Genomic DNA, 26,085 nt, shown 5'->3' on the forward strand with positions numbered 1-26,085 from the left:
TAATAATACTCGCCATTGGCATAGGGCAGCTCCATATCACTGTAATCCATGATTCCATTCACACCGTAAATGCTCTGGTATTCCATGACCTCCAGCGCTTCGTAATACGCCTTCGAGATTCCCGTTATTGATATATGCAGGCGACTCAGCGCAATCGTCACCGGAACCCGGTAATTGCTCTCCATAAATTTTAATACTTTGCTTGCAACTTCAGTGAAATCCCGCTTCCATGCAAGCTCCTGTCTCTCTCGAAAATTGACAAGACAAACGATGAAATCGTCTAGCTCCATGACAAATCCTTGATGAGCTTGGATCGCCAACTCTTCTGCCACATTCATTACCGCAAAGCGCACTAACGTAGGCGAGATGTCATTGTAATCTTCAACATTAATGATCATGACAGCAAACTTATCGGATACGAAATCGATTTCATGCAAATTCATCAACTGTTGCAGCGGAATCGCGCTATCCCGGCCTTTGAACAGTTTCTCGAGAAAATGATCGCGCATAGCGCTCTTTTGCCGCCATAATTTGCTTCCCATTTCCTTATTTTCAAGCAATGTGGAATAAATCTCCTGTTTCATAAAATCATATTCATTGAATCTCTTGCTGCCAGCCCTATCTTCGTTTTTCTTTTCTTGGAACATGTCGAGCATTCCACGTACAGGCGAATAGTTACGACGTACGAAAGCATAAGTTAGACCGCAACCCACGAATAGGCATATGAGCAAACTCATCATTGTCGCTTTCTTGATACCTTCCAACTTGTCCCAGAAGATATGCTCAGGCATCATGACTACATACTTCCAATCAGTTGTATATGAACTAATATATGAAATGACCAATTTCTGGTCACCATCCTGCGCTTTCAGAATACCGCTATCGCCGCTTAAATCACTATAAGTTACCGGTAGTGGCCCATCCATTGAACGAGTAGAAGCAAGTACCTGATTGTTATCATCAATAATAGCTGCCACACCGTTGTGCAAATAATCTTCTGCATTATCCACCCAAAACTTCGCCTGATCCAAAAAAATGACGATGTTACCTTGACTCGTCCCGTTCTTCCCTATCGGAATCGAGCGAATAAAGGCCAGATCATTGCCAAGCCTCACAAAATCACCTTGAAAATAGTCGTCCAAATACTTGATCCAAGCACTATATCCTTCGCTGCCTGCCCCATACATATTATGATAAACAGTTTTGCTAGTATTACTTAATTCCGGTGTAACGATCGTATCAATGGCTTTGAAATAGACAAAGTAATCATTCCACCGATTAGATGATTTGAACACCTTTAAGCTTTCGAAAGCTTTGTAGAGTGTAAAATATTTTTCTGACTTCAGCGGCTCCTGAATTGTCAGCAGTTCCTGCACTTGAGGATTTAAGGCGATTTCCACACTTAGTCGATTTGCATCCTCAAGCAGTGTGTCCATATCTTTTTGCACCTTGGATAGTATTAGATTATTTGATCGGTTAACTTCATCGACGATTGTTTGATTAGATTTCACATAAATAAAAACACCTGTCAATACGGGTACAAGCAGAATTGCAATATACGACACTAGCCATGAGAATATGATACTGCTTCGTTTAAAAAACATTTTACGCCCCCTCGCTCGACCCTGCTGCTACAAAGCAATTATAGCTATCCGGTATACTTCTGTCTAACAAAATGATCAAACAGAAAATATCGTATTCTAGCAATCCGTCTGATTTTTACGAATCCGATATCACCAGAGAGAAGCTTGAACAAGCAATGGATTACAAATACGAATAAGGGAATTGAACCTCCGGCCTACGCATACCCCAACACCAATTTTAGTCTCGGTATGACCTTCCCTATGTCCGCATATCTATATAGATATACCATACGAATGGAGGTTATTTGCTTGTCTGAGGATACAATGAAAATAGGCAATGCTACCGATTCTCAAAGAATAGGAAATATGGCTAACACGCTCAAAAAAGGCACAAAGGGGAATATGGCGAACTCGCCCAATATGGCGCAGTTGGGCGCCATGGCGAACTCACCAAACATGGGGCAGATGGGTGGCATGGCAAACTCGCCAAACATGGGGCAGATGGGCGCCATGGCGAACTCGCCAAACATGGCACAGATGGGTGGCATGGCGAACTCGCCAAACATGGGGCAGATGGGTGGCATGGCGAACTCGCCAAACATGGGGCAGATGGGTGGCATGGCGAACTCGCCAAACATGCAACAGATGGGTGGCATGGCGAACTCGCCAAACATGCAACAGATGGGCGGCATGGCGAACTCGCCAAACATGGGGCAGATGGGTGGCATGGCGAACTCGCCAAACATGGCACAGATGGGCGGCATGGCCAATTCTCCGAACATGCAACAGATGGGCGGCATGGCCAATTCTCCGAACATGCAACAGATGGGCGGCATGGCGGGGAACTCAGCCCCTGTTGTATATCAGGCTGATCCGAAGCACACTGAAATGGTAATGGAGGTTAGGGAGCATGTTATGGCCATGTGCGGTGGTCATATGCATAAGCATGTACGCGTACGAACTGTCGATGGACACGTCTATGAAGGCATGATCATGCACATTGACCATTGTATATTGTATTTACAGTGCACAATGCGCGATCCACGCGCTTTTTTCAACCCTTATAATGCCGTACTTCCGCTTGTGCTATATGAGCTGCTTGTCATTACCTTACTTCATTAAAACGGAATGGCCGCTGGCCAAGTTAACAATGCTTCGTTCACTGCAAGCCGTCGCCAAGTGCCTGTACTCCTTTGACAACATCGGTCTATGACTGCGATAGCCGTCATACACATGGAAAGAATGAACTGTCAATGAGAAGAGGTGAGCATGCTTGTGATTGAAAGAACAAATCGGCTTCAAATAGAGCTACCGCCTTCCCCATATGCGGATGCTAATGCAGCCGCCGCCGTTCAAGAGCTGCTCGGCGGAAAATATGGCGAGATGTCGACTTTGAACAACTATATGTACCAATCCTTCAACTTTCGAGAAAAGCAGAAGCTTAAGCCGTTCTATGACCTTGTATCAAGTATAACGGCCGAGGAATTCGGTCATGTAGAGCTTGTTTCGACAGCGATAAATATGGTACTTACAGGCACAACCAATCCGGGAGACCCCAACTCGGCACCACTGAAGGAAGGTGTAAATAAGCGCAACAGTTACTTTTTTATAGCGACAGCACAAACCTCTTTGCCGGGTGATTCCATGGGAAGAGCATGGACTGGAGATAGTGTGTTCAGCAGCGGTAATCTCGTGCTTGATCTTCTGCATAACTTTTTCTTAGAATGCGGTGCTAGAACCCACAAAATGCGTGTGTACGAAATGACAGACMATCCGACAGCAAGAGCAATGATCGGTTATTTGCTTGTGCGGGGCGGTGTCCACATACTTGCCTATGCGAAGGCATTAGAAATTGCGACAGGCGTCGATGTGAAAAAGCTTATTCCGATTCCAAACCTTAGCAACAACCAATTTGAAACGGCGCGCAAATATGAAGCGATGGGCATTGGCAACAAGCTTTATACATTTAGTCCTAACGATTATAAGGATATTGTCCTTATATGGAATGGTCAAAATCCGCAAACCGGCGCTCAGCTTGAAGTCATACAAGGGTCACCTCAAGGGGCACCCATGCCTGACTTAAGTGGATTACCGGAGGAGTTTGCGCCGGGCATCTCACAAGAAGATTTTATAGAAATTGCAAGACGCCTTCAAAAAAATGCAGGCCTATAGCCGAATACAAAGCGATGAAGACCTCCTAAACCGTTCATAGCGGCATGGAGGTCTTCCTCTTCATCTATTCAGACATCCCATGTTATACTAGTTGCAATATTGACTGAACGAAGGTGACTAGTATGCAGTTTCTAGCTATGCTAACCATGCTGATTGACCATATTGGACTTGTATGGTTTCCAGACGACAGCACCTGGAGATTAATCGGAAGACTTGCGCTCCCATTTTACGCTTATGCCTTAGTGCTTGGATATTCCCGTACTCAAAATATGAATCGATACTTGTTACGAGTAGGAAGCATCGCCATCATCTCTCAATTGCCTTATCAATTTGCCATCCACCGGCTAGAGGTGAACACCGTAGGCACCTTATTTATTTGCCTGCTGCTTCTCAGCCTTCTAGATAAATGGAGCGGCAAGCCTGCCGTTCAAATCTTCGCAGTCATCGTTACTGCTATTTCCCTTGAGTCTATTCCAATCAGCTATGGCTCGTACGCCTTACTGCTTGTTCTTATTTATCGATATACAGCGACTCAATGGATGTTACTTTCACATTTCTCCCTGAACTTAGTAAACCTATTTTTGAATGGGGGTTTCATACAGATTGCTAGCCTGTTTTCCACGCTGCTAATCGTGTATGTGCCCGACTTCATGCGAATAGTAGATCGCATACGTATTCCACGTATTGTCTGGCGCAGCTTTTATCCACTTCATCTTGCACTTATAGCAGTCATTTATGCGATAACAACAAACAGGAGCGGCGGGTTCTTATTTCTTGATAAATAAAGGTCGGCCAATCCTCCCTCTCTTCCTTCACTGAAATTAGTCTACTCATCTCTTCATCTTGAAGTCCATTAGACTGATCCGACTGCCCCTCTACCCCACTATGCTACTTTTTTCTCTCATGTCTCCCTACTGCCGATTTGATGTAAAATTGTTTCATTTGCCCTCAATTGTGTTTAAAGTCATGTCATGTTGAGAAATCTAATTACACCTAGATATTAGGAAAGTATGAGCAAAATAAACATTATCCTCATGGCAGTTTCATAAGACGCTAAAAAGTTTGCGTTAAAATGAAAAAAAACGATCGGAGGTGCTTAGGAAATGATGAAAATCATTACCTTCAAAAGTCGATCCGTCCCTGTCTATTATCCTATCGAACAAGTTACATCTGTAGAACTGCTTCAGCATAAATTGTTCGAAATGGAGATGGACTTTGACTTTAGAAAAAAGTGGAGACGCATTAAATCAGTTGAAATGGTTCGCGATGTAGCCATTTTCCAATATAATGATGGTACAAAACTCTACTTGGAAGTCAGCTAGACTAACCCACAAATGAATGACAGAAGCCGTCCAATGCGGCACTGCTAACGATAAACCGTGAGTGATAAACAATAATAGGGTCAGTTCCTAAAGGGGGATAATTACCTCAAGGAACTGACCCTTTGCTCGAAGTAGATGGTCAACAAACTGAAGGTGTATAGCATAGATTTAGCGTGCTTGCCCGGCTTGTAGCTGGGTACTTGGTAATGACTACAGCTCAGGAATTACCGCGATATCCTTTGGTTTGGTCGCTGTAAGCATCCAGTTCCAAGCTTACAGCGACTTTTCTGGACAGCTCAAGAGCTGTAAGCTTGATTTTCAGGCTTACAGCTTCTTTTTTGGTCATTTTGAGGGCTGTAAGCTCCGATTTAAGGCTTACAGACCGATATTTTCCGGGATTCCCCTTACTTTGGCCGCTGTAAGCATGATTTTCTGCCTTACAGCTACGTTTTCGGTCCATTTGAGGGCTGTAAGCTCAATTTTGGTGCTTAAGCTCCTATTCGCTGAGATTCTCCTTGGTGTTTCGGAGCTTTAGCTCCGTATGGCCGGGATTTACCTTGGCTTTGCTGCTGCAGCAGCAGAGGCCTGTTTGATTATGCGAATGGGTGCTTATGCCTGAAAAGCGTCCTTCAGCTCTACAGTTTCTGTACAGTTGCTGTACTGTTACCTTACAGCTACTACTTATCCGATGCGTTATCAACGTATCATAGATCACAGTCCCACTCCCTCAGCAAGTTATATTGCTCCTCATTCACTACGCCTTAAACAACAAAAAAAAAGAACCATTCCGAATGACGGAACCGTTCTTTTCTAATTATCTATTCCAGTTACTTTGAAACTTACCACTTACCCCTGATTAGTGACGGAAGTTTGAGCCATATATTTGTATCCAAAACCCCAAACGGTACGGATTAACTGCGGCTCCTTCGGGTTCTGTTCAATTTTTTTACGCAGATTCACGATATGTACGTCGATGGCACGATCCGTTACAAACGAATCAAAGCCCCGAATAGCATTAATAAGTTCTTCTCTGCTGAATACTTTCCCGGGGTAAGCGAGGAATAGCTTCATTAGCTCATACTCCGAAAAGGTGGTTTCGACAAACTGACCGCGCACAAGCAATAATCGTCTCTCAAAATCAAGCTGTATAGGTTCGACTTCTTCTTTCTCTTCAACCGTCACAGCTATTTCTCGGTACATCTCTGCTTGCGTCGTACTTGAACGTCGAATGAGAGCTTCTACTCTAGCTGTCATTTCATGCATGCTGAACGGTTTGCACATATAGTCATCTGCTCCAGCTTTCAAGGCTTGAACACGCTCAGACACTTCACTCTTCATCGATAAAATCATAATAGGCGTGTTCGAACGCTTTCTTATGAGCGTACAAACCTCCATACCATCCAAATCAGGAAGCATCAGATCCAGCAGCACAATATCTGGCACAAAATCTGCAACAAGCTTCAGTCCTTCATCCGCCCGGTACGCCTGCATGACTGAGTAGCCCTCTTCTGATAAATACATAGACAGCATATCACTCATCATAACATCATCTTCAATAACTAAAACTTTATACATCAGCGTCACCCTTTATCAGGATTGAAGATTACTGTCAAAAAAATTATGTATCTCTACTATACAATACCTATTAGCACGGAACAATCAGTTGTTAGAAAAATGTTAGGTTTTTTTGTCGAACGCTGTATGAAACTCTTGAAGCCCTTTCAGGAGCTTCTCCAATTCCTTTTCCAATCGATTAATAGATGCTTGGAGCTCAAGCGGGTTCAACTCTTCTTGTCTTATTCGAAGATCAACATCAGATGTAGCATCTGCCAGATCGTAAGCTGACAAGTATCCTGCTGCCCCCCTTAACGTATGAACCATTCGCGTAACAGTTATCATCTCGCCATGCTTCACTAACATACGTAATTGATCAATAAATGTCTCATAATCCTGTCTAAATTGCTCCATCATATGAATCAGAATCGGAAGCTTCCCGTTAACTCGGGCGATTGCAGCATCTACATCCATTCCTACTATTTGCGGTAAGAATCCTATGTTGTTTTCGACTGAAAGCATGCGATCCGCGTTTATCGATACACTAGGCTCACTACTTGCATCCGCTTCAAGCAACCCAGCCTTCTTAAGCCAGTATGAAATAACGCCATGCAGACGTTCCCCATCGATTGGCTTCGTCACAACATCATTCATACCGAGCTTCAAATACTGCTCATGATCATGACGAAGTATGTTTGCGGTCACCGCGATAATTGGAATCTTGTCATATTGAGACTGGCTGCGAATAATCTGTACCGCTTCCGCTCCGTCCATAATCGGCATATGAATGTCCATTAAGATGAGATCCCATTGCTCGACCACCAGCTTATCAAGCGCTTCTTGACCATTTTCCGCTAAGCCAACCTCGTATCCGCGTTCTTTCAGTATTTCTATCGCAACCAGCTGATTAATCTTATTATCCTCTGCTAACAAAATACGAGTGTGATTGCTTTCACGTATATCTTCAATAGAAGCTGCCGCCGCCACACTCTCTTGCCAATTTCCATCCATTGTCGCCATCTCAAAGGCTCCGCACAACACTTTGATCATCCCGCTCCTCATCACTGGTTTAATGAGTAAGCTTAGCGGCCGCTGCTCTACTGACAGCTGCAGCATTTCATCCCGGCCATAAGAGGTGGTCATCGCAATCGTCTTCACACCCGCTGCCTTAGCCTCTTTGTGAAAATCCAACCAGGTTTCCGTTCCATACATATCAGGCATTTCCATATCCAGCAGGATAAGCTTAGGAATGGCGCCCGCTCCAATTCTGCGAAGGCGCTCCTTTGCTATTTTCCAAGAATCGAACGTCAAGGGAGTTAGACCGTATGCTTCAATCATTGCACTCCAATGCGCCCGCATAGCCTCATCGTCCTCCACAATCCAAACCGGCTGCTCCCTCATATCCTCTCTAACCATCAAATGCTGCTCCTGCCTGCTTGCTTCTGCTTCAAAATCCAGCTGAAAATAAAACTGACTGCCTACCTTCGCTGTACTTTCCACTTTAAGCTTGCCACCCATTATTTCTACAAGAGCTTTGGAAATAACGAGTCCGAGACCTGTTCCTCCAAATTTACGAGTTGTTGAACCATCTGCTTGCATGAATGGCTTAAATAGCTTATCCACTTGTTCCTGCGTCATCCCAATTCCTGTATCCGAAATACAGAAGCAAATCGTAACCTTGTTGTCCCGCTCCTTGGTTATATCTAGCCTTAGCCGTACTATGCCTCTATTCGTAAATTTAATAGCGTTCATACACAAGTTAAGCAGCACCTGCTCAAGTCGCATCGCATCCCCAATAATGGTCTGAGGCAAGTACTCAGGCATATCAACCATAAATTCGAATTGCTCCTTGCCGCCCATAAATACACTTAGTTGATCCGTGATTCGGTGCAGCAGATCATCGAGCTTGAACGGCAGACGTTCCATATCAATTTTACCGGCTTCAATTTTAGAGAAATCTAGAACATCATTAATAATGTGGAGAAGCGATTCGGAAGATGTGTTCATCTTGTCCATATAATCCTTCTGCGACGCAGATAAGCCTGTTTTGCGCATGAGCTGAGTGAGTCCAATTATACCGTTGAGCGGTGTCCTAATCTCATGGCTCATACGAGCCAGAAAGCTGCTCTTGGCACGATTGGCCTCCTCCGCTTCTAACGTCGCGCGGACAAGCTCCTCCTGCACCGTTTTCTGCTCCATAATATCACGCGCGATGCAAGAGAAGAACAGCTCCCCCGTTCGTTCATTCTGATGAGCAACGACGACCATGGAGACATGCAGCGACTCGCCGTCACTTTTCATCAGCTGTGTTTCACTCTCCCAGAAGCCATGCTCTCTTGCTAGATCAGCGCCCCTCACAARCTCGGCATACATTTGAGGCTGCATATATTGTTCCACCGTATGATGGCCGTTTTCAATAGACAGCATCTCTTTTCCAGCGCGATTCACGTAGATAACCTTGCCGCGGGCGTCTACAGACGCGATTAAATCCTTGGCGGATTCCACAATATCAAGCAATCGGTTACGCGCCTTCTCGACGTGCTTTCTATCTGATATATCTAGAACCATACCCACTACTCCAGAAAATCGGCCATTGCGGTCACGCAAGCCATTTGAGCTGTGTAGTGTTGGAATTCGAGTACCATCCTTATGTATAAATGTCCACTCTCGTTCATACGAGAAGCTCTCATGGCGGAGCTCCTTGAATACCTCAAGACCAGGTTGTACGGTCCGTCCCAGCTTAACAGACAACTGCTCAGCCTCTTCACGAATCTCCTCCAAATCCATGAACAGCAGCGGTGTAGCGTGCCCTGACACTTCCTCCGTTGTATATCCAAGCAGTTCTTCTGCCGTTTTATTTAAATAGGTAACTTTATATTGATCATCCAATACAATGAATGCATATTGATTCTGATTAATAATGGCCTCAAGCCGGTCGAACATTTCCTGCAAATGCAGCATCATCCCGTTCACAGAATGGGCCAGCTGTCCAATTTCATCATTCGGCTCAACCGCTAGATGCTCTGCTTCAAATCGGCCGTCCGCAGCTTGTTCCGTTACTCCTAAAATGCGCTTTAACCTCACAATAATGCTCTCAAAATACAAGTAGAAGAAAATAACGATAATAACCTCTGACAGAGCAATCGTTATAAATATACGCCAAAAAATCGGTGCGAGCATTTCTTCCACTTTAGAGATTGGCTCCTGCAGAGCGAATCGCCAAGGTGTACCGTTCACTTTCGTATGAAATAAAGCATATTGCTTATTCTTTATCTCTAATTTCACCATACCATCTAAGGTCCCGAGCAGATTGTCAGCTACGGGAAGCAAGCTGGAATCCTTGTCGAACAATGAGGAGTTAGCCTTTATTTTAGTATCAACGGTGTAAAGAATTTCGCCGGCATCATTATACAAGCTCATTGGACCCTCTTCATCTGTCGGCTTGAAATAAGAATGCAGAGAGGAGAAAAGAATAGATGCATAAACAAGCCCTTTAACTTCAGACGTTTCCTCATATACGGGAACCACAATAAATATTTGCGAGGTATTAGCAAAAGTCGGTGTATACGGATCGGTTATAACGACTTCACCTTGAATAGCCTTTGCAAAGAATGGTTCGTTTGACATATCTCTTTGCCTGCCATCTGTTCTTATGCCCATGCCGTTCACACTAATATATCCAATCGTGTAATAATTAAAGCCAGTGCGCACAAGCTCCTTACCAAAATAGTCCAAGCGCTCCTTATCCGTCCCAAACCGAACCTCTTCCGTTCGGCTCATAACAAGAACTTCAGCTTTGCGAATCGCCATCTCAGAAGCCAGTATATTGGCACGCATGCTTTGCTTGCTGCTTTTCTTCTCAATCTCCGCTTGAAGTATCGATTGCTTCACTGCTGAATAATTGCCCACTCCGGCAATAAGGAGCGGAATTAATGATATGAGAACCATCAGCATCAAGCCTTTTGTCCTAAGCGACATTTTGTTCAAAAAAGCTTTCCCCTTCCAGCCCATGTTGTTCACATAAGTAGAATAATGAGACTATTATACCTTTTTCTAACTGTATGGAGAAGAAAAACGCTAGAGCAGCCACAATGAAGCGGACATTACTCTAGCGTTCCTTCACTATCTATTCAGCAGACAAAATGGTTTCAATGCGTTCTAGCTCTTCGGCGTCAAAATCTAGACGGCTCAGCGTTGCCACATTATCATCAATTTGTTCTACTCTGCTTGCTCCTATTAATGCAGTCGTTACTTTCCCTCCACGCAATACCCAAGCGAGTGCCATTTGGGCCAGCGATTGTCCACGCTCCTGAGCGAGCTCATTAAGCAGCTTCACTTTAGTCAGCTTGCTGTCCGTAATTTGATCGGTTTTCAAAAATACACTTGGGCCAGCTGCGCGTGAATCAGAAGGCACACCATTCAAATAGCGATTCGTGAGCATCCCGCCAGCAAGCGGAGAGAATACGATCGAACCGATTCCTTCCTCTTCTAATACATCCTGCAGTCCATCCTCGATCCAGCGGTTAAACATCGAATAAGAAGGCTGATGGATAAGGCACGGAGTACCGAGATCCTTTAAAATAGCAGAAGCGCGAGCTGTTTGCTCTGCACTATAATTAGAAATACCTACATAAAGCGCTTTGCCCTGTCGAACAACATGATCAAGCGCTGCCATCGTTTCTTCAAGCGGTGTTTCTGGATCTGGACGGTGTGAGTAGAAAATATCTACATATTCCAAATTCATGCGCTTCAAGCTTTGGTCCAAGCTGGAAATCATATATTTCCTAGAACCCCACTCACCATAGGGACCTTCCCACATGTTATAGCCGGCTTTCGTGGAAATAATCAGCTCATCGCGATAAGCGGAAAAGTCTTGCTTCAAAATTTGACCGAATGTTTCTTCTGCTGAACCTGGAGGAGGTCCATAGTTGTTTGCCAAGTCAAAATGAGTAATACCGAGATCAAAAGCACGGCGAACCATTGCTCGACCATTCTCAAGGCGATCAACGCCCCCGAAATTATGCCACAAGCCTAGAGAGATGGCTGGAAGCTTCAAGCCGCTTCGTCCTACGCGATTATACTTCATACCTTCATATCGATTGTTAGCTGCAGAATATGTCAATGTGATCATCCTCCAATTAGGTTTTGTTATAGCTTCACAGCTTTATGCTTCAGCTTCAAATACGGACTGTTCTTGAYGGTCTCTTCGAAAAAATCAAGCTGCTCGCTAACAAGCTTGATCCATGCCTGCACACATAGCGGATCAAAATGCGTCCCGCTCTCCCTCACGATAATCTCCATAGCTGCCTCATGTGACATAGCTTGACGATAGGATCGAGATGAGGTGAGCGCATCATACACATCAGCGACCGCGGTAACACGCGCAAGAAGCGGTATCTGCTCGCCAGCTAATTGATCCGGATATCCGCTGCCGTCCCATTTCTCATGATGTGAGCGAATGATGGAAAGCTCCTCCGGCATAAAACCTAACCTTTTGCATAATTCATGCCCCGAGACAGGATGTACTTCGATTATCTTGCGTTCCTCTAAAGTCAGTTTTCCCGGCTTATTTAATATTTCATCCGGAATACGCAGCTTGCCCACATCATGGACGAGTCCTCCTTGCGCAATAGCGCGCAATTCATTAGTTGATAAACTAAGCTCTTCACCCAGCTTCAAAGCATACAGGGCAACACGGTAATTGTGGCCAGCGGTATAAGAATCCCGGGCTTCTGTAGTCATGATCAGCTCTCTAACGCTGGTAGACATATGTCTATTAATCCAATCTCGCGGATTAGCTCGGAACAGCAGTTTAACCGATGAACTGATCGAACCCGAGCTGACATATTGTTTGATTATACCTGCTGCCATGATTATAACAGATGCAAGCAGCAGATAATGATAAAGCCACCAGCTAATCATCCACGATTTTCCCGTTACGATAATGAGCTGAGCTAAAATCATCCATCCCGAGCTGTATACCACGGCAAGCTGCAATGGAAAACGTGACGATAAATACGTCTGCAAATAACGATACATCGTCGACAAATTCATCCCCACAATAAAGAAAGTTATAATCAACATGATTGGCTTTTCCTTAAAATGAATGAAATTTGTCAGACTTGGGTATGACCATAATATCATACAKCAAGCAAGCAGAAACAGTACCCAGACGGGGAGGAGCATACGCTGCCGCTTAGCAAACCATTTCATTAGCGAATGGTCTACTGAAACGGATGAAAGCCACAACCAAACAACTGCGAGCAAAATACTTAGCTGAGCCGCAGTGCCGCCTATCCCAGAATGATGCATGAGAAAACCGGGGGTTGATAAGCCGTGAAGCACGAATAGGGTCGCTAGCGATACATAGGATAAGGACAGGAAGCTAATTTTTATATTACGCAGCTGAATGCCTACAATGCCCACTGCAATCGAGAGAGCGAGCGCCAGTACAGAAACGAGACTGACGATATAAAAATGTTCATTGGGCGCTTTAAACATTTTATCTAGTGCTGTCGACCTTAGTAGAAAATAGGCTAACGCAGGTACGACCATTGCCGAAGCTAACCCTATGTAAATCCCAGCATTTTTCCGCAAAACTCATTCCTCCTGCATATATTTGTAATTGGTTTAGAGAACATTCTGCTCTCAAGCGGCTTCATATAATGAGCAATATACGTCAAAGATGATAAGGAGCACTACGAGGTTGTCACGGTTTTTGCAGGATAATGTTGGATTATCTGTTTTAATCATCATATCATCTCTTCTGCTTCCTTTAAACATCAAATTAATAGGTATTCAAGTTGGAGAAAGGTAGGAATAGACTCGAATATTGCAAAAAAAGTGACAAAATTACAACTGAAACCCATATTTTTATTTTAGATTAAGGTTTTTTCATTTCTGATTTGTTATAGTAGTTGAAGAATTGCAAATTGAAGGGAGTTTATCGAATGAATAACAAGGAATCGCAGACCAACCAGGATGCAGAAAAAGAATTGGCTGCGAAAGAGGAACTGAACACACATCAAGACGAGCTATCGACACAAGATGCAGAAATAGAAGCGGAATTGCAGGCAGAAACATCTGACCAATTGCCTGAAGACGCAAATGACGAAATTCGCGAGGCTGCAGCAGCAGGCTCAGTAGTGGTTCCCGCAACAGCACCTAAAGGTGGAGTCGGCAAAGCATGGATTGCCATTTCTGCCATACTAGCGATTGTGCTAGTCATCGTGCTAATCAAGCCTCCATTTGGTGGCAGCAATGAAACCGTGGCAACTGTGAACGGTACTAATATAAGCAAAGACAGGCTGTATGATGCCTTGATTTTGGCAGGCGGCCCAGCTACGCTTGAAAACCTAATTACTGAGGAACTAATTGCACAAGAAGCAAAAGCAGCTAATGTAAACATTACTGATGCTGATGTACAAGCTGAAATCAAAATGATTAAGGAGAGCTTCCCTTCCGAGGAAGTCTTTAATCAAACGATCGCTCAGTACGGTATGACTCTTGATACATTGACTAAGGATACTAAAGTAAACCTGACAATTCGCAAAATTTTAGAGCCTAAGACTGACGTAACAGATGCAGAGATTAAAGAATTCTACGATGCTAACAAAGCATCACTTGGCACTCCTGAAGAAGTACAAGCATCTCATATTCTAGTAGCGACTAAAGAAGAGGCTCAAGCAGTCCTTGACCAATTGAAGCAAGGCGCTGATTTCGCTACACTTGCTAAAGAAAAATCGACCGACCCAGGCTCGAAGGATAAGGGCGGCGATCTAGGATTCTTCACTAAAGGCAAAATGGTTCCTGAATTCGAAGAAGCGGCTTGGGCACTTAAAACAGATGAGTTAAGTGGTATTGTACAATCCGAGCATGGCTTCCACATTATTAAGAAGACAGGCTTTAAAGAAGGTGTAATCCCTACTTTAGAAGAGAAGAAGGATTTCATCCGTACGCAGCTAGTTGCTCAGGAAGCACAAGGTCTTTCTGAAGCTTGGATGACAGAAATTCGTACAAAAGCGAAAATCACTAACAAGCTAGAGAAAAAAGATGCTGCTGAAGACGCAGCTGCACCTGCACCTGCTGCACAATAATTAATCTTATAGAGGGGCAGTATTCCTACGGTCTAATGACCGCTCAGGAATACTGCCCTTTCTAAAACATCCCTTATTAACGGAGGTAGTAAAGTGTCGAACTATGAAGTACGCAATTATCAAGATACATATACCCTATATGAATTAACGGAGAGCAGCACTTCCTCGCGTGTGCTCGTCTGTCCGGAAAGAGGCGGTATCGTTATTGGATGCCAACTGCATGGATTAGAGTTGTTTTATTTGGATAAAGCAACCTTTGAAGATCCTACAGCGAATATTCGCGGTGGGAACCCGATATTATTCCCAATTAGCGGCCAACTCGAAAATTCCAGCTATAAATGGAATGATCAGACGTATACCATGGCGAACCACGGTGTCGCTCGCACAGCCGTTTGGGATGTAGTCAGCACAGAAACAGAAGGCGAAGCGTCGATTACCATTCGTTTGCGCAGTAATGAACAAACGATGCAAGCCTATCCTTTTGCATTCGAGCTGCTGTTCACCTATGCCCTTCAAGATGGACAATTACATACACGTCAGCAATACCGCAACTTAAGCGAGTCCGAGGCGATGCCTTTTTACGCGGGCTTCCATCCTTATTTTGCAATTGATTCGAGCAAGCGTATTGCCTATGAGTCGGATGCTACACGCTATGTGGATTATAACGATAATGTAGAGAAGCCGTTTGACGGAGTGATTGACTTAGAGGGGCTTGTTGAATCCGTATGTTTACTCGATGCACACAAGAATGAGATTGCTTTTCCTGTAGTGGAAGGCACTCGCGTACGATTGACCTACGATGATATTTTCAAATATGTAGTGATCTGGTCGGTGAATGATCGTCCATTCGTATGTGTAGAGCCGTGGATGGCCATGAATAAAGAGCTTAATCGGCAAGAGGAGCTTGTCATGCTGAAAGCAGGCGAGGAGCTACGCGCTAATTTCACGATAAGCTGCGAGCGGTAAGAGACGAGCTAGGAAGCTTATTTTCTCACAAATAAAGACGCCAAGCTGCTATTTTAGCAGCTTGGCGTCTTTGCTTATGAATCATTGGATATGCTATTGCTGATCACACTATTGTGACATACGTTCTATCTATTATTTCTTAATAAGCTGGAAATCATCGTAATGAAAGCCTGGCGCAACTACACATGACACAAGAACCGGCTCATCACCAAGTAATGTAGTCATCTGCCACTCGTTAGCTGGTACCAGCGCCTGCGGTTGGTGACCGGCAAGAATATCTGGGCCTACAATAATTTCTTGTCTATTGTTAGGATTCTCATCCGTTCCACCAAGTGTAAGCATAATCGGACTTCCCGAATGCCACATCCATAGCTCGTCCGAATAAACCTTATGCCAATCTGAAAACTCGCCCGGGTGAAGCATGAAGTAAATAGATGAAGCTGCGAATCTTGGACCTGAATAAGGCGCTCCAAGCACCTCTTGCGGAATTTCGAATGATGCCTTCCAAATCTCTTTGTACCATCCACCCTCAACATGCGGCTTTAAACCAAGCGCCTGCACGAGCGGCGACAACTGCTGCTGCAAAACTGCCATTCATTTCAACCTTCTCTCTTATGCGCATGTTGCAAGCTTACAATATACGACTAATTCTGATAAAAATAAAAAAGAGGAAAACAATCATTCACTCATTTTATAATGCATGATCAATGTCGTCAATGAATGGGGTAACAGCCTGTACCATTACCTTGCGCCGAACTGCGCTTGATGCAAGCGACTATAAATACCGCCTGCAGCTATAAGCTCTTCATGACGGCCCTGTTCACTTATGCCATCCTCTGTTACGACAACGATGCGATCTGCATTCTTGATCGTCGCAAGGCGATGCGCAATAACAAGTGTCGTTCGTCCAACTGATAGCTCAGCCAGAGACTGCTGAATAGCAGCTTCTGTTTCCGTATCAAGCGCCGAGGTCGCTTCATCAAGAATAAGGATCGGAGGGTTTTTCAGAAACATCCGCGCAATCGCAAGCCGCTGCTTCTGTCCACCCGAAAGCTTAACGCCGCGTTCGCCGACAATGGTATCAAGCCCTTTTGGCTGTGATGTAATAAATTCCTCCAGGCGCGCTCTGCGAGCTGCCTGCCAAATATCCTTATCTTCAGCACCGAGTTTACCGTAGGCGATATTCTCACGAATCGTTCCTGTGAACAGAAATACATCCTGCTGTACGATGCCGATCTGCTTGCGCAATGATTCGAGCTTGAGTTTGCGAATATCATAGCCATCAACGGAAATGCTGCCGCCATCGATTTCATAGAAACGCGGCAACAAGCTGCACAGCGTCGTCTTCCCCGCACCGGAAGGCCCAACAAATGCGACTGTCTCGCCTACACGAATCGTTAAATCGATATGCTGAAGCACCTTCGACTCGCCTTCATAACCAAACGTCACATCCCGATAATGGATATCTCCATTTAAGCTATCGATTTGAATGGCATCAGGCGCATCAGCGACATCGGGCTCTGTTTCGAGCAGCTGCACATAACGCTTGAAGCCCGCTATCCCCTTCGGATAACTTTCGATAACAGCATTAATTTTTTCAATCGGTTTAAAGAAAATATTCGTCAACAGTACAAACGTAAGGAACTCACCGTTACTCAGTTGATCGTCAATAACGAACCAAGTCCCGCAGATTAACACAAACAACGATACGAGCCTCATCAGAAAATAAGTGATCGATGAGTTTAAACCGATTATTTTGTAAGAGATAAGCTTCGCTTCACGGAAACGCATGTTGTTCACCTTGAATAGCTTTTTCTCATGCTTCTCGTTCGAAAAAGCTTGAACAACGCGAATACCGCCAACCGTATCTTCCACACGCGCATTAAAATCAGCCATATCAGCGAATAACCGATTAGCTGCCTTCGTCATTTTACCGTTAAACAAGAGCACGAGCCAAATAATAATAGGTACAATAATGAAAGTCATAACCGCTAGCTGAAGGTTAATGGATGCCATAATACCGAAAGCACCTATGAGCGTCATTACAGCAATGAACATATCCTCTGGACCATGATGAGCAACCTCGCCAATCTCGAACAAATCATTCGTCATACGGGAGATCAGATGGCCGGTCTTCGTATTATCAAAAAAACGGAATKACAGCTTCTGTACATGATCGAATAGCTTCTTGCGCATATCTGTTTCTATATTAATACCTAACATATGTCCCCAATAAGTAACCACATAAGACAAAATCGTATTAATAATATACACAACGAGTAAAATAGAACATGCGCCAACAATTAATCCCCAGTTCTCATCAGGCAAGAGGGTATCAATCACATAGCTGACTGCTAAAGGGAAGCTGAGCTCAAGGATCGCCAGAATAACGGCGCAAAAGAAATCGAGCATGAATAGCTTTTTGTAAGGCTTATAATAGCTGATAAATCGTTGAAGCATCTGCCGCTCCTTCTCAGACGTTGTAGGTATGATGTCTGTTTTGATTGATAATCATTTTCATTCAAATGATATACAATCACTTCTAAGCTGTCAATTCTTCCATAAAAATATTACCTTCGGATCTGCTTTCTTTTGGCTCGAAGAACCAGTCCTATTCAGAGAATTTACAACGGAAGCATCTGCACCGCTGCCTGCTTGCCGCTAAGCTGAATGCCCGATTGCTTTTTGCCATTATCGGCCAAATCCTTAACCATTCGTTCTAGAAGCACTTTCGCTTTCGGTCCCTCTTTGCCTTGGATACGTACAACGAGCTGAACCGCATTGCCTGAAGCAAGAAGCTTCACTGCTTGCCGCAGCTTCGTATCGTAGTCATGGTCTTCAATATGAGCAGTCAATCGCAGCTCCTTCACCTTGCTAGGCTGCTCCTTGACTCTTGCGCCACGTTTTTCTTGATCCTGCTGCTGCTTGGCTTGACCTTTACTAACCAGCTTACAAGGAGGCGGGCTGCTCATTAGTGAGGTGCATACCAAATCCACCTTTAGGTCGCGTGCCAGCTTCAAAGCCTCCTCACGTGAAACAACGCCAAGGCTCTCACCTTTTAGGCCTGTCAGCTGCACTTCTGATGCACGTATTTTTTCATTCATTACAATTATAGAGGTCATATCCATGTCTCGCTCCCTTACTTTAAATACGGAAATAGACTAGTCCTTTGTGCGAACCGATAGCTTTTCCAGTCTCTATTATACAATGTTATTAGACGTGCTGCGCTGCTCTATTACGTACCAACCACAGTGCCACCATCCTTCCCAGCATTGCGAGCACCTGCACCGGCATCAGCATTCGCACGCACCGCTTTGCGCAGGCGCTTTTTCCCCATCCAACGGAAGAGCGATAGAACACCACGCGTATACTCATCCAAAATCATACACAAATATATCCCGACCAAGCCCCATCCGAGCCCAATGCCGATATAATAACCAAGGCCCGTTGCAATCAGCCATAGCGAAAATATAGATATCCACATCGTAAAACGAGTATCTCCAACGGCATTAAGAGCATTTCCGAGTGCCATATTAATCATTTTTCCTGGCTGAAGCAATAAATTAAGTCCCAGTAAAGAAACGCCGAGCGTGATAATTTCTGTATTCGTAGTGAACAGTCCTAGAAGCTGCCTGCCAAAAAAGTAGATGAGGAAAGCGTTGACCGTCACAACAGCGAGGCCAATCCCCATGGCGCGAAACGCTAAGCCATAAGCCTCCTTCACTTTGCCCGCGCCGAATAGATGAGCAATTTGAATTTGCAATGCGAGCGCTACGGAATAACCAAGCAAGAAGCAGAACGATTCCAACGTATTCATATATGTACGCGCCGCAAGCTCATTCGGGCCAAGAATCGCGATAAAGCTGAATATACTGAGCTGTGAAAATACCCAGCATGACATGTTCACGCCAAGCGGCCAGCCAATGCGCAAAATTTCTCCAAACAGCTTTCGATGAAAAGCTTTAAAATCTCTAAACCCAATCGATCGCTCAAAAGAATAGAGGAACATAATAAACAGAACAATTGTGGCGAGTAGACGGCATAGCACCGTTGAAATCGCGACGCCCAGCAAGCCCCATTTTGGAAATCCGAACACCCCGAAAATAAAAGCATAGTTGAAAAATACATGCACCACATTCATTCCTACCGCCGTGTACATAGGCCCCTTCGTATTACCTGTATTACGAATGACTGTACTGAGTGCCGACATAAGGGCAATAAGCACCATCCCTCCGCCGACAATAGATATATAGATGTTCGCTAACGGAAGTAAACGCTCTGGCAATTGCAGAAGAGTTGCTATCTCCCCAGGCATAATAATAAGAACGGCACTTAGAGCCAAACCGATCACCGCACTCACACTAACCGCCATAATAGCAATTGTACGGGCATCCTCGCCATTACGTGAGCCTATTTTCTGCGCTATTAGTATACCCGCGCCACTCGCTACGGTTATGAACAAAGTCGTTAATGCCTGAAACAGCTGATTAGAAAAACCAACAACAGCTACCGCATCATCGGATATCCGGCTAACCATTAACGTATCTGCAGCCCCTAACAAAAATTGCAAAAACAATTCAATAAAAATAGGCCAGGCAAGCATCCACAATGTTAACTTTTTCTCTGGTATAGCCATTAAAAACTCCTCCACATCCGATGACTGTTCTTGAATCGTCATATCAAATTATAGATGTTATAATGTTTCAGATGTATCACTTTTACAACTGAAACTATAACGATTCAAACTTCAACGTCAGAAGGAGAATTTATAGCAATGCCCATAATTCATCTGATAGTTCCGCCGCTACCGCATTATATAATTGGAGGCTATACCGAAGCTCCGCCGGGCCGAAAGCATCCAAGTAGACGAAACATTGAAGTATTCGACCTGCTTATTGTCACGAAGGGCTGTCTCTATATAGGGGAAGAAGATCAGCAATACGAGGTTCATGCCAATCATACTCTTTTGCTGCGTCCGGACGCCTACCATTATGCAACACTCGAATGTCAGGAGCAGACCTGCTATTACTGGATTCATTTTCAGACGACGGGTGAGTGGAATGTGTCCCTAGAATCGGTGGCAGCACCGTCAGTAAATGGATCAGAAGAGAAAAGCGTTACTCCAAATATTTACACAACTCAAACTTTCATAAAGCAGCTGCCGCAATTCACTAAGCTGCTCCAGCCATCCAAGATGGAAAGCCTCATTCGCCAGCTCATTCAGTTAAATAAGAATGATCATATGCCAAGCGTTAAATGGAAACAACAGCTTATTTTTCAAGAGGTAATTGAGCATTTATCCGCATCTATGGAGGCACAGGGTCCTTCACCTTCTGCACTATGCGCGGAGCAAGCAGCCTCGTTCCTACGCGAGCACTACAAAGAAGATGTTACAGCGCAAGCGCTTGGTGAGAGCATTAGCTTTCATCCCGTCTATATTGCAAGATGCATGCAAAAGGAATTCGGCTGTGCACCCTTCGACTATCTAATGCGCTTTCGCATTGAACAAGCCAAGCTCCTGCTGCTGCAAACTGATCTTGCCATAGCCCGCATTGCCGAAGAGGTTGGCTTCAATCATGCGGCCTACTTCACCTCCTGCTTTGACAAGTATGAAGGCATCTCTCCGCGTAAATACCGGCAGCGATTTTCGCATGGGTAGACTAAATAAGAAGCATATCGCTCGGTTATGGATGAGTCAGCTTCAAACAAAAAGGTCGTCTCCTTATACGCTATGGCGTATTCGTGAGTCGACCTTTTTGAATTATATCTAGAGTTCGATGAATGAGTACATGGACATGATTAGTTAATGAGTTATTTTACATTCCTGTTGAGTCTCCGCCAAAGCGCCACTACACCTAAAATAAGCAAACAAACCAATACACCCGCACATGCCCCTGTAAAATCAAGCAAAACATCCGTCGCATTTCCCGTGCGTTCATTGCTTCTAAGCTGGTTCAGCTCATCTAGCGCAGGAACTGCCAACGAAATAACAAGCGTCACAGCTATAGCTCTGAACAGCTTCCTCGGATTAAATGAACGTACAAACATAAACAAGATAGAAGCAAAGGTAGTGTATACAAATAGATGCGCACCCTTGCGAAATAGAAATTCAATGAAGTTAAACGGACTATAATGCGAATTCACTACACTGTTGCGATACTTTATCGTCATGTCCGGCAGCCAATGGACAAGCTGTGCATGAGTGAAGTATTTATGTAGTATCGGTTGAATGCTTTGCTGCTCATAGCTTTGAGAGGAAAATACAAATAATAACGTTAACCATCCTATGAGCAAAATGCCCCATAATAAGTTCTGTACCCGTCTACTAGATTGATTCATTTTGACACCTCCAACAAAAACCCCACCTGTCTATCATACTTGAAAAATGTGATGAATCAAAATCTAGGCAACTCAACCTATATATTTCCATCGTACAAACCGATAATTAAAAGAGATATAAATTATAAAAACCATCGAGATGAGGCTCAGATGTGAATAGAAGTACGCTAAACCTACTAATCGTTGAAGACCACAGCTTGCAAGCCGAGCTTCTTCAGGAGCAACTGCTTCGAATGGGTGAGATAAAAGTCGTCGGCATTGCCACTAATACAGTTGAGTATATGAAGGCTATGACCATTAACGAGCACATTAACGGCGTTATGCTAGATGAAGATCTATCTGACAGCATGAGCGGCACAACCGCTTATATGCATTTACAGCTTCGCGGTCGAAATGTGCCTACCGTCCTTATCACCGGTAATGCTCCTCCGGCTCATCTGATTGCCGATCTGAATATAGCTGATGTTATCGATAAGCCTTATACGACAGAGCGACTAGCTATAGCCATTAAGAAGCTGCGCTCAATGAATAACTATAACCAATTCATAGAAGCCGGAGGCAACCTCGTACCGGTTATCAGCGACAAGATAAACCATCTCCTTCCTGCGGATATTCTGTTTATTGAATCTATCAATCGGACCATTTACATACATACGCAAGACGGTCAAATGCTAGAGTCGAAAATACCGCTGAAGCTGTATGAGGATTATTTGCAGAGTAATCGTTTTGTACCTATCCACCGCTCTTGCCTCGTTAATCTAACAAAGGTATCGAATGTGGACAAGCACAATGTTTACTTCACTAATTCGGAAGTTCAAGCTGTACTGTCAGAGGAACGAACAGTCGACTTCATGCGACTATATCAGGCCTATAAGCAATTTGGGCATTAGAAAAAAAGGTTACCCTCAAGCTTTCAACAAGCTCTTGGGTAACCTCTTTTTTCTGGTGTTTACTTATGGTTGTATAGGGGTGCTAGGCAATACAACAGCTGCAAGAGGTTTATCGTACTTATCGTAGAATTTGAAGGTATAATAATAAAAACCATCAGTTATAAGCTCATAAGTCTTCTTTCCCGATGGGTCATTGGAAATCAAAGACGTATTCTCATATTCAACCATATCATCAACTGTGATGTTTAACGAAGGTTGTGATGACCTTGTAATAGTGAAATATGCAAAATCCTTTATATCATCTGGCAACAGTGTAAAATCAATTATCCATTTACCACCATTTACTACATCATAATAAGAGTTGTTATTATAATCTTCCATTTCTGCTTCAGTCATAAGAGTGTGAGTAAAGCCAGCTGATTCTGTTATTACTTTCACTGGAGTACAATTATATGCTTTTTCAACACGAGCTGTGGCTTCTCCAGTTTGTGGGTCTGTTACGGAAACCCAAATCGATCCCATTATTGGCATATTTCCTACATTAAAACCATAATTAATTAACCTATCTGGATTATCTTTTATAATCGGTGTAGTAGCCTCAGCGAGGAGATCATCTCCGGTAGGAGAACCATATACAGAGATAGTTACATTTTGTTTTACATTAGAGACAATAATCTCGTCTGCACGCACTCTAATGTCCGTCGAATCAAAAGTATTTGGATCCCCTTTTTCTTCATCCGGTAGACGTTGAATCACAATATTATATCCTTTAGTTATTAAAGTAGTGGGCATACTAGCCTTTGCAAACAAACGTATACTTTTACCCGGCAGAAGTTTTACAGAGAAGGCTCCATCTGACTCAGGAACAACCTCCTTTAGCTCAACAACCAGGCCTACTGACATAGTAGAAGAAACTGCAATCTCTGTAATTTTTACCTCTTCTACATCGTTAGGAATTATAACTTTGTAATTAACTACATCTGATTTAAACCCCTTTCCTATCACATTAAACTGGTTGTCGAGTTGCAACAGCTCATAACCGCCTATATCCAAAGTTGTTAAATAAGGATTTTCGGATGAGTACTCAAAAATAACTGATTCAGCTACTACAACATTTGTTGAAACATTAACAACCTTAAATTTCAACTTATATTCGCCTTCTGTTGCTTTTGAATACCATTTATTTGAATTCCCCAAATCTGTAATAAGCGATTCAATCGATTGCCCCTCTTTTGCTCCGRAGCCTTCTTTCAAAATATTTGTCCAGGAGTCATTCGCGTCGTTATATGCAAATAATTGTATGCTGTCCTTTGTACCACCATTTGTTGCCGAAACTACATCAGCTACTATACGAACATTTCCTTTGTACGGCTTGTTATTATCTTTCCTCACAAAGAGATTTACTAACGCATACTGTTGGTGCATAAAATAGTTAGGATCAATAATTAGTCCATCATTTTCATTAACTAATTGGTTACTTACGTTCACCGGTAGAATATTTTTATTTGTGATTTGAGCCATTTTTTCATAAGTATATAGTTCATACACATCATCCGATGTTTCAGCAGGTGGTGTAGGAACATTACCATTCGATCCACCTGAAGGTGGGGTTACCGGTTTAGATCCTTCTCCTGTTGACTTATCAGGTTGTTTCTCAAAGGTTGAATTTCCTGCACCTGCACTCACAACCGCATTTTCAATTTTACCTTGTCCAGTAAGCTTAGCCACCGTATCCAGCACGAGCTGAATAACCTTCGCAGCAGCATTCAAATCAATACTAACTTCTGCAGCACCTTTATCCACATTTAATGATGCGATCGATCCACCTGCAACGTCAACACGAATCGATTTAGCCAAAATGTTAACATCCTCGAATGCTCCAAGCAATTTAATCGTAGAATTAGCCGGAAGCTCTTTCGCTAGCTCCACTTTAGTAAAACCTACCCCACTAACTTCGCTTTCTTCCAGTTTTACCGATGACTGTATCGTAACCGACTTAACGGATGTAGCACCTTCGGCAACGATTCGAATCGTTCCATCAACCTTATTCACTATAATATGAACGAAGATTGAATCCTTCAAATGGATGGAATTCTCCCCACCGCCAGCAATAGTCGTTTTGCCTGCTACATTCACACTATTTAAATGTACATCGCCTTGGCCAACGTCCGCTGTTAGCGTCAAATCTCCTTCAATTACAAGATTACGCAGCGTAACGCCAGGAGCAGATACTATTACATCACCTTTAACCGTTTCTGTACCTGTTTCAGGACCATATATGCCAGCAGTACTGTAAGTAGTAGCAGGCTTTATGTAACCTAGTGCATTTTCCAAAAGAGTTACCGATTGTGCTCTCGTAAGCTGGCCTTGCGGAGCAAATGTTCCGTCTTGAAAGCCTTTAAGAATCGATTTCTTCACAAGAGCAGCAACTGCAGGCTTGCTCCAAGTTGAAATAGAAGAGGCGTCAGTAAATTGCTCAATGCCTTCCGAACCGTTCAGGTCTAACTTAAGCAGATCAGCGACCATACTTGCTGCTTGCTCACGTGTTACCTGCTTGTTCCAAGCAATTGTGCCATCTTCGTTGCCCTTTACATAACCAGCTTTAACCGCAATAGCGATTTGACTATATGCCCAATTCGATTTCTCCAGATCTGAGAAAGATACTTCCGTTTTCTCAGTCAATTGGAATGAACGATTGATCAACGTAATAAATTCTGCTCTCGTAATCTTACGATCAGGCTGAACAGAGCCGTCATCATAGCCCTTTAACAAATCCTTCTCTACCCACTTACGCAGATTTTCCTCAGCCCAGTGGCCTTGTAGGTCATCCACAGATGTTTGAGCTGCCCATACCGTACTAAATAACGACAATGACATTGCTAATACAACAATCATACTTACTGTTTTTTTCATGCTTTTAAATAAAGACAATACTCTCAACCCCCTAATTAATATACCTATTCTATTATAGTCAATTAGTCGCATCTTTTGAGAGAGAATCGGTAGCTACACGTAGTCATTCGTTACTACCAACTAGCAAAAAACAGTTATAAAGACCTATATTTATATAGCCAAAATCCCATGATTTTGGTAAAATAGTAATTAGATGAATAAACGAGGTGATTATGATGTCTGGTTATATGATGTTCACTGAATTGCAAAC

Annotated in this window: 20 protein-coding genes; 8 read left to right on the forward strand and 12 right to left on the reverse strand. The window is 43.6% G+C overall.

The genetic code is table 11. The features are described from left to right. The coding region (locus AC1DWN_RS10145) for a PDC sensor domain-containing protein (RefSeq protein ID WP_477558781.1) at nt 1-1,604 on the reverse strand (1,604 nt) is incomplete at its 3' end. Between the two features lie 489 nt (nt 1,605-2,093). Between AC1DWN_RS10145 and AC1DWN_RS10150 the strand changes: the two genes are divergently transcribed. From AC1DWN_RS10150 to AC1DWN_RS10165, 4 genes are all read left to right on the forward strand, one after another. Continuing rightward, nucleotides 2,094-2,705 carry a hypothetical protein gene (locus AC1DWN_RS10150; protein WP_477558782.1) on the forward strand — a complete coding sequence of 204 codons (612 nt, stop codon included), beginning with the start codon at nt 2,094-2,096 and terminating at the stop codon, nt 2,703-2,705. A 147-nt stretch (nt 2,706-2,852) separates the two neighbouring features. Next, the gene (locus AC1DWN_RS10155; protein WP_477558783.1) at nt 2,853-3,755 is read left to right on the forward strand and encodes a manganese catalase family protein; all 903 of its coding nucleotides are present in this window, start codon (nt 2,853-2,855) and stop codon (nt 3,753-3,755) included. Between the two features lie 122 nt (nt 3,756-3,877). After that, the gene (locus AC1DWN_RS10160; protein WP_477558784.1) at nt 3,878-4,540 is read left to right on the forward strand and encodes a TraX family protein; all 663 of its coding nucleotides are present in this window, start codon (nt 3,878-3,880) and stop codon (nt 4,538-4,540) included. A 318-nt stretch (nt 4,541-4,858) separates the two neighbouring features. Continuing rightward, a complete protein-coding gene (locus AC1DWN_RS10165; RefSeq protein WP_477558785.1) occupies nt 4,859-5,077 on the forward strand; it encodes a hypothetical protein in 219 nt (72 codons plus the stop codon). 217 nt (nt 5,078-5,294) lie between these two features. On the opposite strand, the gene AC1DWN_RS10170 is transcribed toward AC1DWN_RS10165, so the two are convergent. The 5 genes from AC1DWN_RS10170 to AC1DWN_RS10190 all read right to left on the reverse strand — a co-directional run bounded on the left by AC1DWN_RS10170 (nt 5,295) and on the right by AC1DWN_RS10190 (nt 13,228). After that, nucleotides 5,295-5,423 carry a hypothetical protein gene (locus tag AC1DWN_RS10170; RefSeq protein WP_477558786.1) on the reverse strand — a complete coding sequence of 43 codons (129 nt, stop codon included), beginning with the start codon at nt 5,421-5,423 and terminating at the stop codon, nt 5,295-5,297. A gap of 500 nt (nt 5,424-5,923) precedes the next feature. Next, the gene (locus tag AC1DWN_RS10175) at nt 5,924-6,652 is read right to left on the reverse strand and encodes a response regulator transcription factor (RefSeq protein WP_477558787.1); all 729 of its coding nucleotides are present in this window, start codon (nt 6,650-6,652) and stop codon (nt 5,924-5,926) included. A 102-nt stretch (nt 6,653-6,754) separates the two neighbouring features. Continuing rightward, a complete protein-coding gene (locus AC1DWN_RS10180) occupies nt 6,755-10,609 on the reverse strand; it encodes a response regulator (protein ID WP_477558799.1) in 3,855 nt (1,284 codons plus the stop codon). 148 nt (nt 10,610-10,757) lie between these two features. Then, nucleotides 10,758-11,762 carry an L-glyceraldehyde 3-phosphate reductase gene (gene mgrA / locus AC1DWN_RS10185; protein ID WP_477558788.1) on the reverse strand — a complete coding sequence of 335 codons (1,005 nt, stop codon included), beginning with the start codon at nt 11,760-11,762 and terminating at the stop codon, nt 10,758-10,760. Between the two features lie 17 nt (nt 11,763-11,779). Beyond that, complete coding sequence (locus AC1DWN_RS10190) at nt 11,780-13,228, reverse strand: HD domain-containing phosphohydrolase (protein WP_477558789.1); 1,449 nt, start codon at nt 13,226-13,228, stop codon at nt 11,780-11,782. A 353-nt stretch (nt 13,229-13,581) separates the two neighbouring features. Between AC1DWN_RS10190 and AC1DWN_RS10195 the strand changes: the two genes are divergently transcribed. Both AC1DWN_RS10195 and AC1DWN_RS10200 read left to right on the forward strand, forming a co-directional pair. Next, nucleotides 13,582-14,727: a peptidylprolyl isomerase gene (locus AC1DWN_RS10195; RefSeq protein ID WP_477558790.1), complete on the forward strand. Its 1,146-nt coding sequence runs from the start codon at nt 13,582-13,584 to the stop codon at nt 14,725-14,727. Nucleotides 14,728-14,820: 93 nt separating this feature from the next. Beyond that, nucleotides 14,821-15,693, forward strand: a complete 873-nt coding sequence (locus tag AC1DWN_RS10200) for an aldose epimerase family protein (protein ID WP_477558791.1) — start codon at nt 14,821-14,823, stop codon at nt 15,691-15,693. Between the two features lie 132 nt (nt 15,694-15,825). On the opposite strand, the gene AC1DWN_RS10205 is transcribed toward AC1DWN_RS10200, so the two are convergent. The 4 genes from AC1DWN_RS10205 to AC1DWN_RS10220 all read right to left on the reverse strand — a co-directional run bounded on the left by AC1DWN_RS10205 (nt 15,826) and on the right by AC1DWN_RS10220 (nt 20,329). After that, a complete protein-coding gene (locus AC1DWN_RS10205) occupies nt 15,826-16,287 on the reverse strand; it encodes a cupin domain-containing protein (RefSeq protein ID WP_477558792.1) in 462 nt (153 codons plus the stop codon). Nucleotides 16,288-16,434: 147 nt separating this feature from the next. Then, on the reverse strand, nt 16,435-18,153 hold the full coding sequence (locus AC1DWN_RS10210) for an ABC transporter ATP-binding protein (protein ID WP_477558793.1): 1,719 nt from the start codon (nt 18,151-18,153) through the stop codon (nt 16,435-16,437). A gap of 164 nt (nt 18,154-18,317) precedes the next feature. Next, a complete protein-coding gene (gene infC, locus AC1DWN_RS10215; RefSeq protein ID WP_477558800.1) occupies nt 18,318-18,806 on the reverse strand; it encodes a translation initiation factor IF-3 in 489 nt (162 codons plus the stop codon). A 122-nt stretch (nt 18,807-18,928) separates the two neighbouring features. Further along, nucleotides 18,929-20,329: an MATE family efflux transporter gene (locus tag AC1DWN_RS10220; RefSeq protein ID WP_477558794.1), complete on the reverse strand. Its 1,401-nt coding sequence runs from the start codon at nt 20,327-20,329 to the stop codon at nt 18,929-18,931. Nucleotides 20,330-20,467: 138 nt separating this feature from the next. Between AC1DWN_RS10220 and AC1DWN_RS10225 the strand changes: the two genes are divergently transcribed. After that, nucleotides 20,468-21,352 carry an AraC family transcriptional regulator gene (locus tag AC1DWN_RS10225; RefSeq protein ID WP_477558795.1) on the forward strand — a complete coding sequence of 295 codons (885 nt, stop codon included), beginning with the start codon at nt 20,468-20,470 and terminating at the stop codon, nt 21,350-21,352. A gap of 152 nt (nt 21,353-21,504) precedes the next feature. On the opposite strand, the gene AC1DWN_RS10230 is transcribed toward AC1DWN_RS10225, so the two are convergent. Further along, nucleotides 21,505-22,032 (reverse strand): VanZ family protein, encoded by a 528-nt coding sequence (locus tag AC1DWN_RS10230; protein WP_477558796.1) that lies wholly within the window; start codon nt 22,030-22,032, stop codon nt 21,505-21,507. A gap of 152 nt (nt 22,033-22,184) precedes the next feature. On the opposite strand from AC1DWN_RS10230, the gene AC1DWN_RS10235 reads away from it, so the two are divergent. Further along, complete coding sequence (locus AC1DWN_RS10235) at nt 22,185-22,922, forward strand: LytR/AlgR family response regulator transcription factor (protein ID WP_477558797.1); 738 nt, start codon at nt 22,185-22,187, stop codon at nt 22,920-22,922. 63 nt (nt 22,923-22,985) lie between these two features. Here the strand turns inward: AC1DWN_RS10235 and AC1DWN_RS10240 are convergent, their stop codons facing one another. Continuing rightward, entirely contained in the window at nt 22,986-25,853 is a 2,868-nt protein-coding gene (locus AC1DWN_RS10240) for an S-layer homology domain-containing protein (protein ID WP_477558798.1), read from the reverse strand. Nucleotides 25,854-26,085: the final 232 nt, after the last annotated feature.

The organism is Paenibacillus sp. P4_A7 (assembly GCF_056402455.1).

What these genes read in the sequence shown, in the direction of transcription:
- AC1DWN_RS10150 (WP_477558782.1), top strand. Translation starts at nt 2,094, where the DNA reads ATGGCGAACTCGCCAAACATGGCACAGATGGGTGGCATGGCGAACTCG.
- AC1DWN_RS10160 (WP_477558784.1), top strand. Translation starts at nt 3,878, where the DNA reads ATGCAGTTTCTAGCTATGCTAACCATGCTGATTGACCATATTGGACTT.
- AC1DWN_RS10165 (WP_477558785.1), top strand. Translation starts at nt 4,859, where the DNA reads ATGATGAAAATCATTACCTTCAAAAGTCGATCCGTCCCTGTCTATTAT.
- AC1DWN_RS10170 (WP_477558786.1), bottom strand. Translation starts at nt 5,423, where the DNA reads ATGACCAAAAAAGAAGCTGTAAGCCTGAAAATCAAGCTTACAGCTCTT.
- AC1DWN_RS10175 (WP_477558787.1), bottom strand. Translation starts at nt 6,652, where the DNA reads ATGTATAAAGTTTTAGTTATTGAAGATGATGTTATGATGAGTGATATG.
- mgrA (WP_477558788.1), bottom strand. Translation starts at nt 11,762, where the DNA reads ATGATCACATTGACATATTCTGCAGCTAACAATCGATATGAAGGTATG.
- AC1DWN_RS10195 (WP_477558790.1), top strand. Translation starts at nt 13,582, where the DNA reads ATGAATAACAAGGAATCGCAGACCAACCAGGATGCAGAAAAAGAATTG.
- AC1DWN_RS10205 (WP_477558792.1), bottom strand. Translation starts at nt 16,287, where the DNA reads ATGGCAGTTTTGCAGCAGCAGTTGTCGCCGCTCGTGCAGGCGCTTGGT.
- AC1DWN_RS10220 (WP_477558794.1), bottom strand. Translation starts at nt 20,329, where the DNA reads ATGGCTATACCAGAGAAAAAGTTAACATTGTGGATGCTTGCCTGGCCT.
- AC1DWN_RS10225 (WP_477558795.1), top strand. Translation starts at nt 20,468, where the DNA reads ATGCCCATAATTCATCTGATAGTTCCGCCGCTACCGCATTATATAATT.
- AC1DWN_RS10230 (WP_477558796.1), bottom strand. Translation starts at nt 22,032, where the DNA reads ATGAATCAATCTAGTAGACGGGTACAGAACTTATTATGGGGCATTTTG.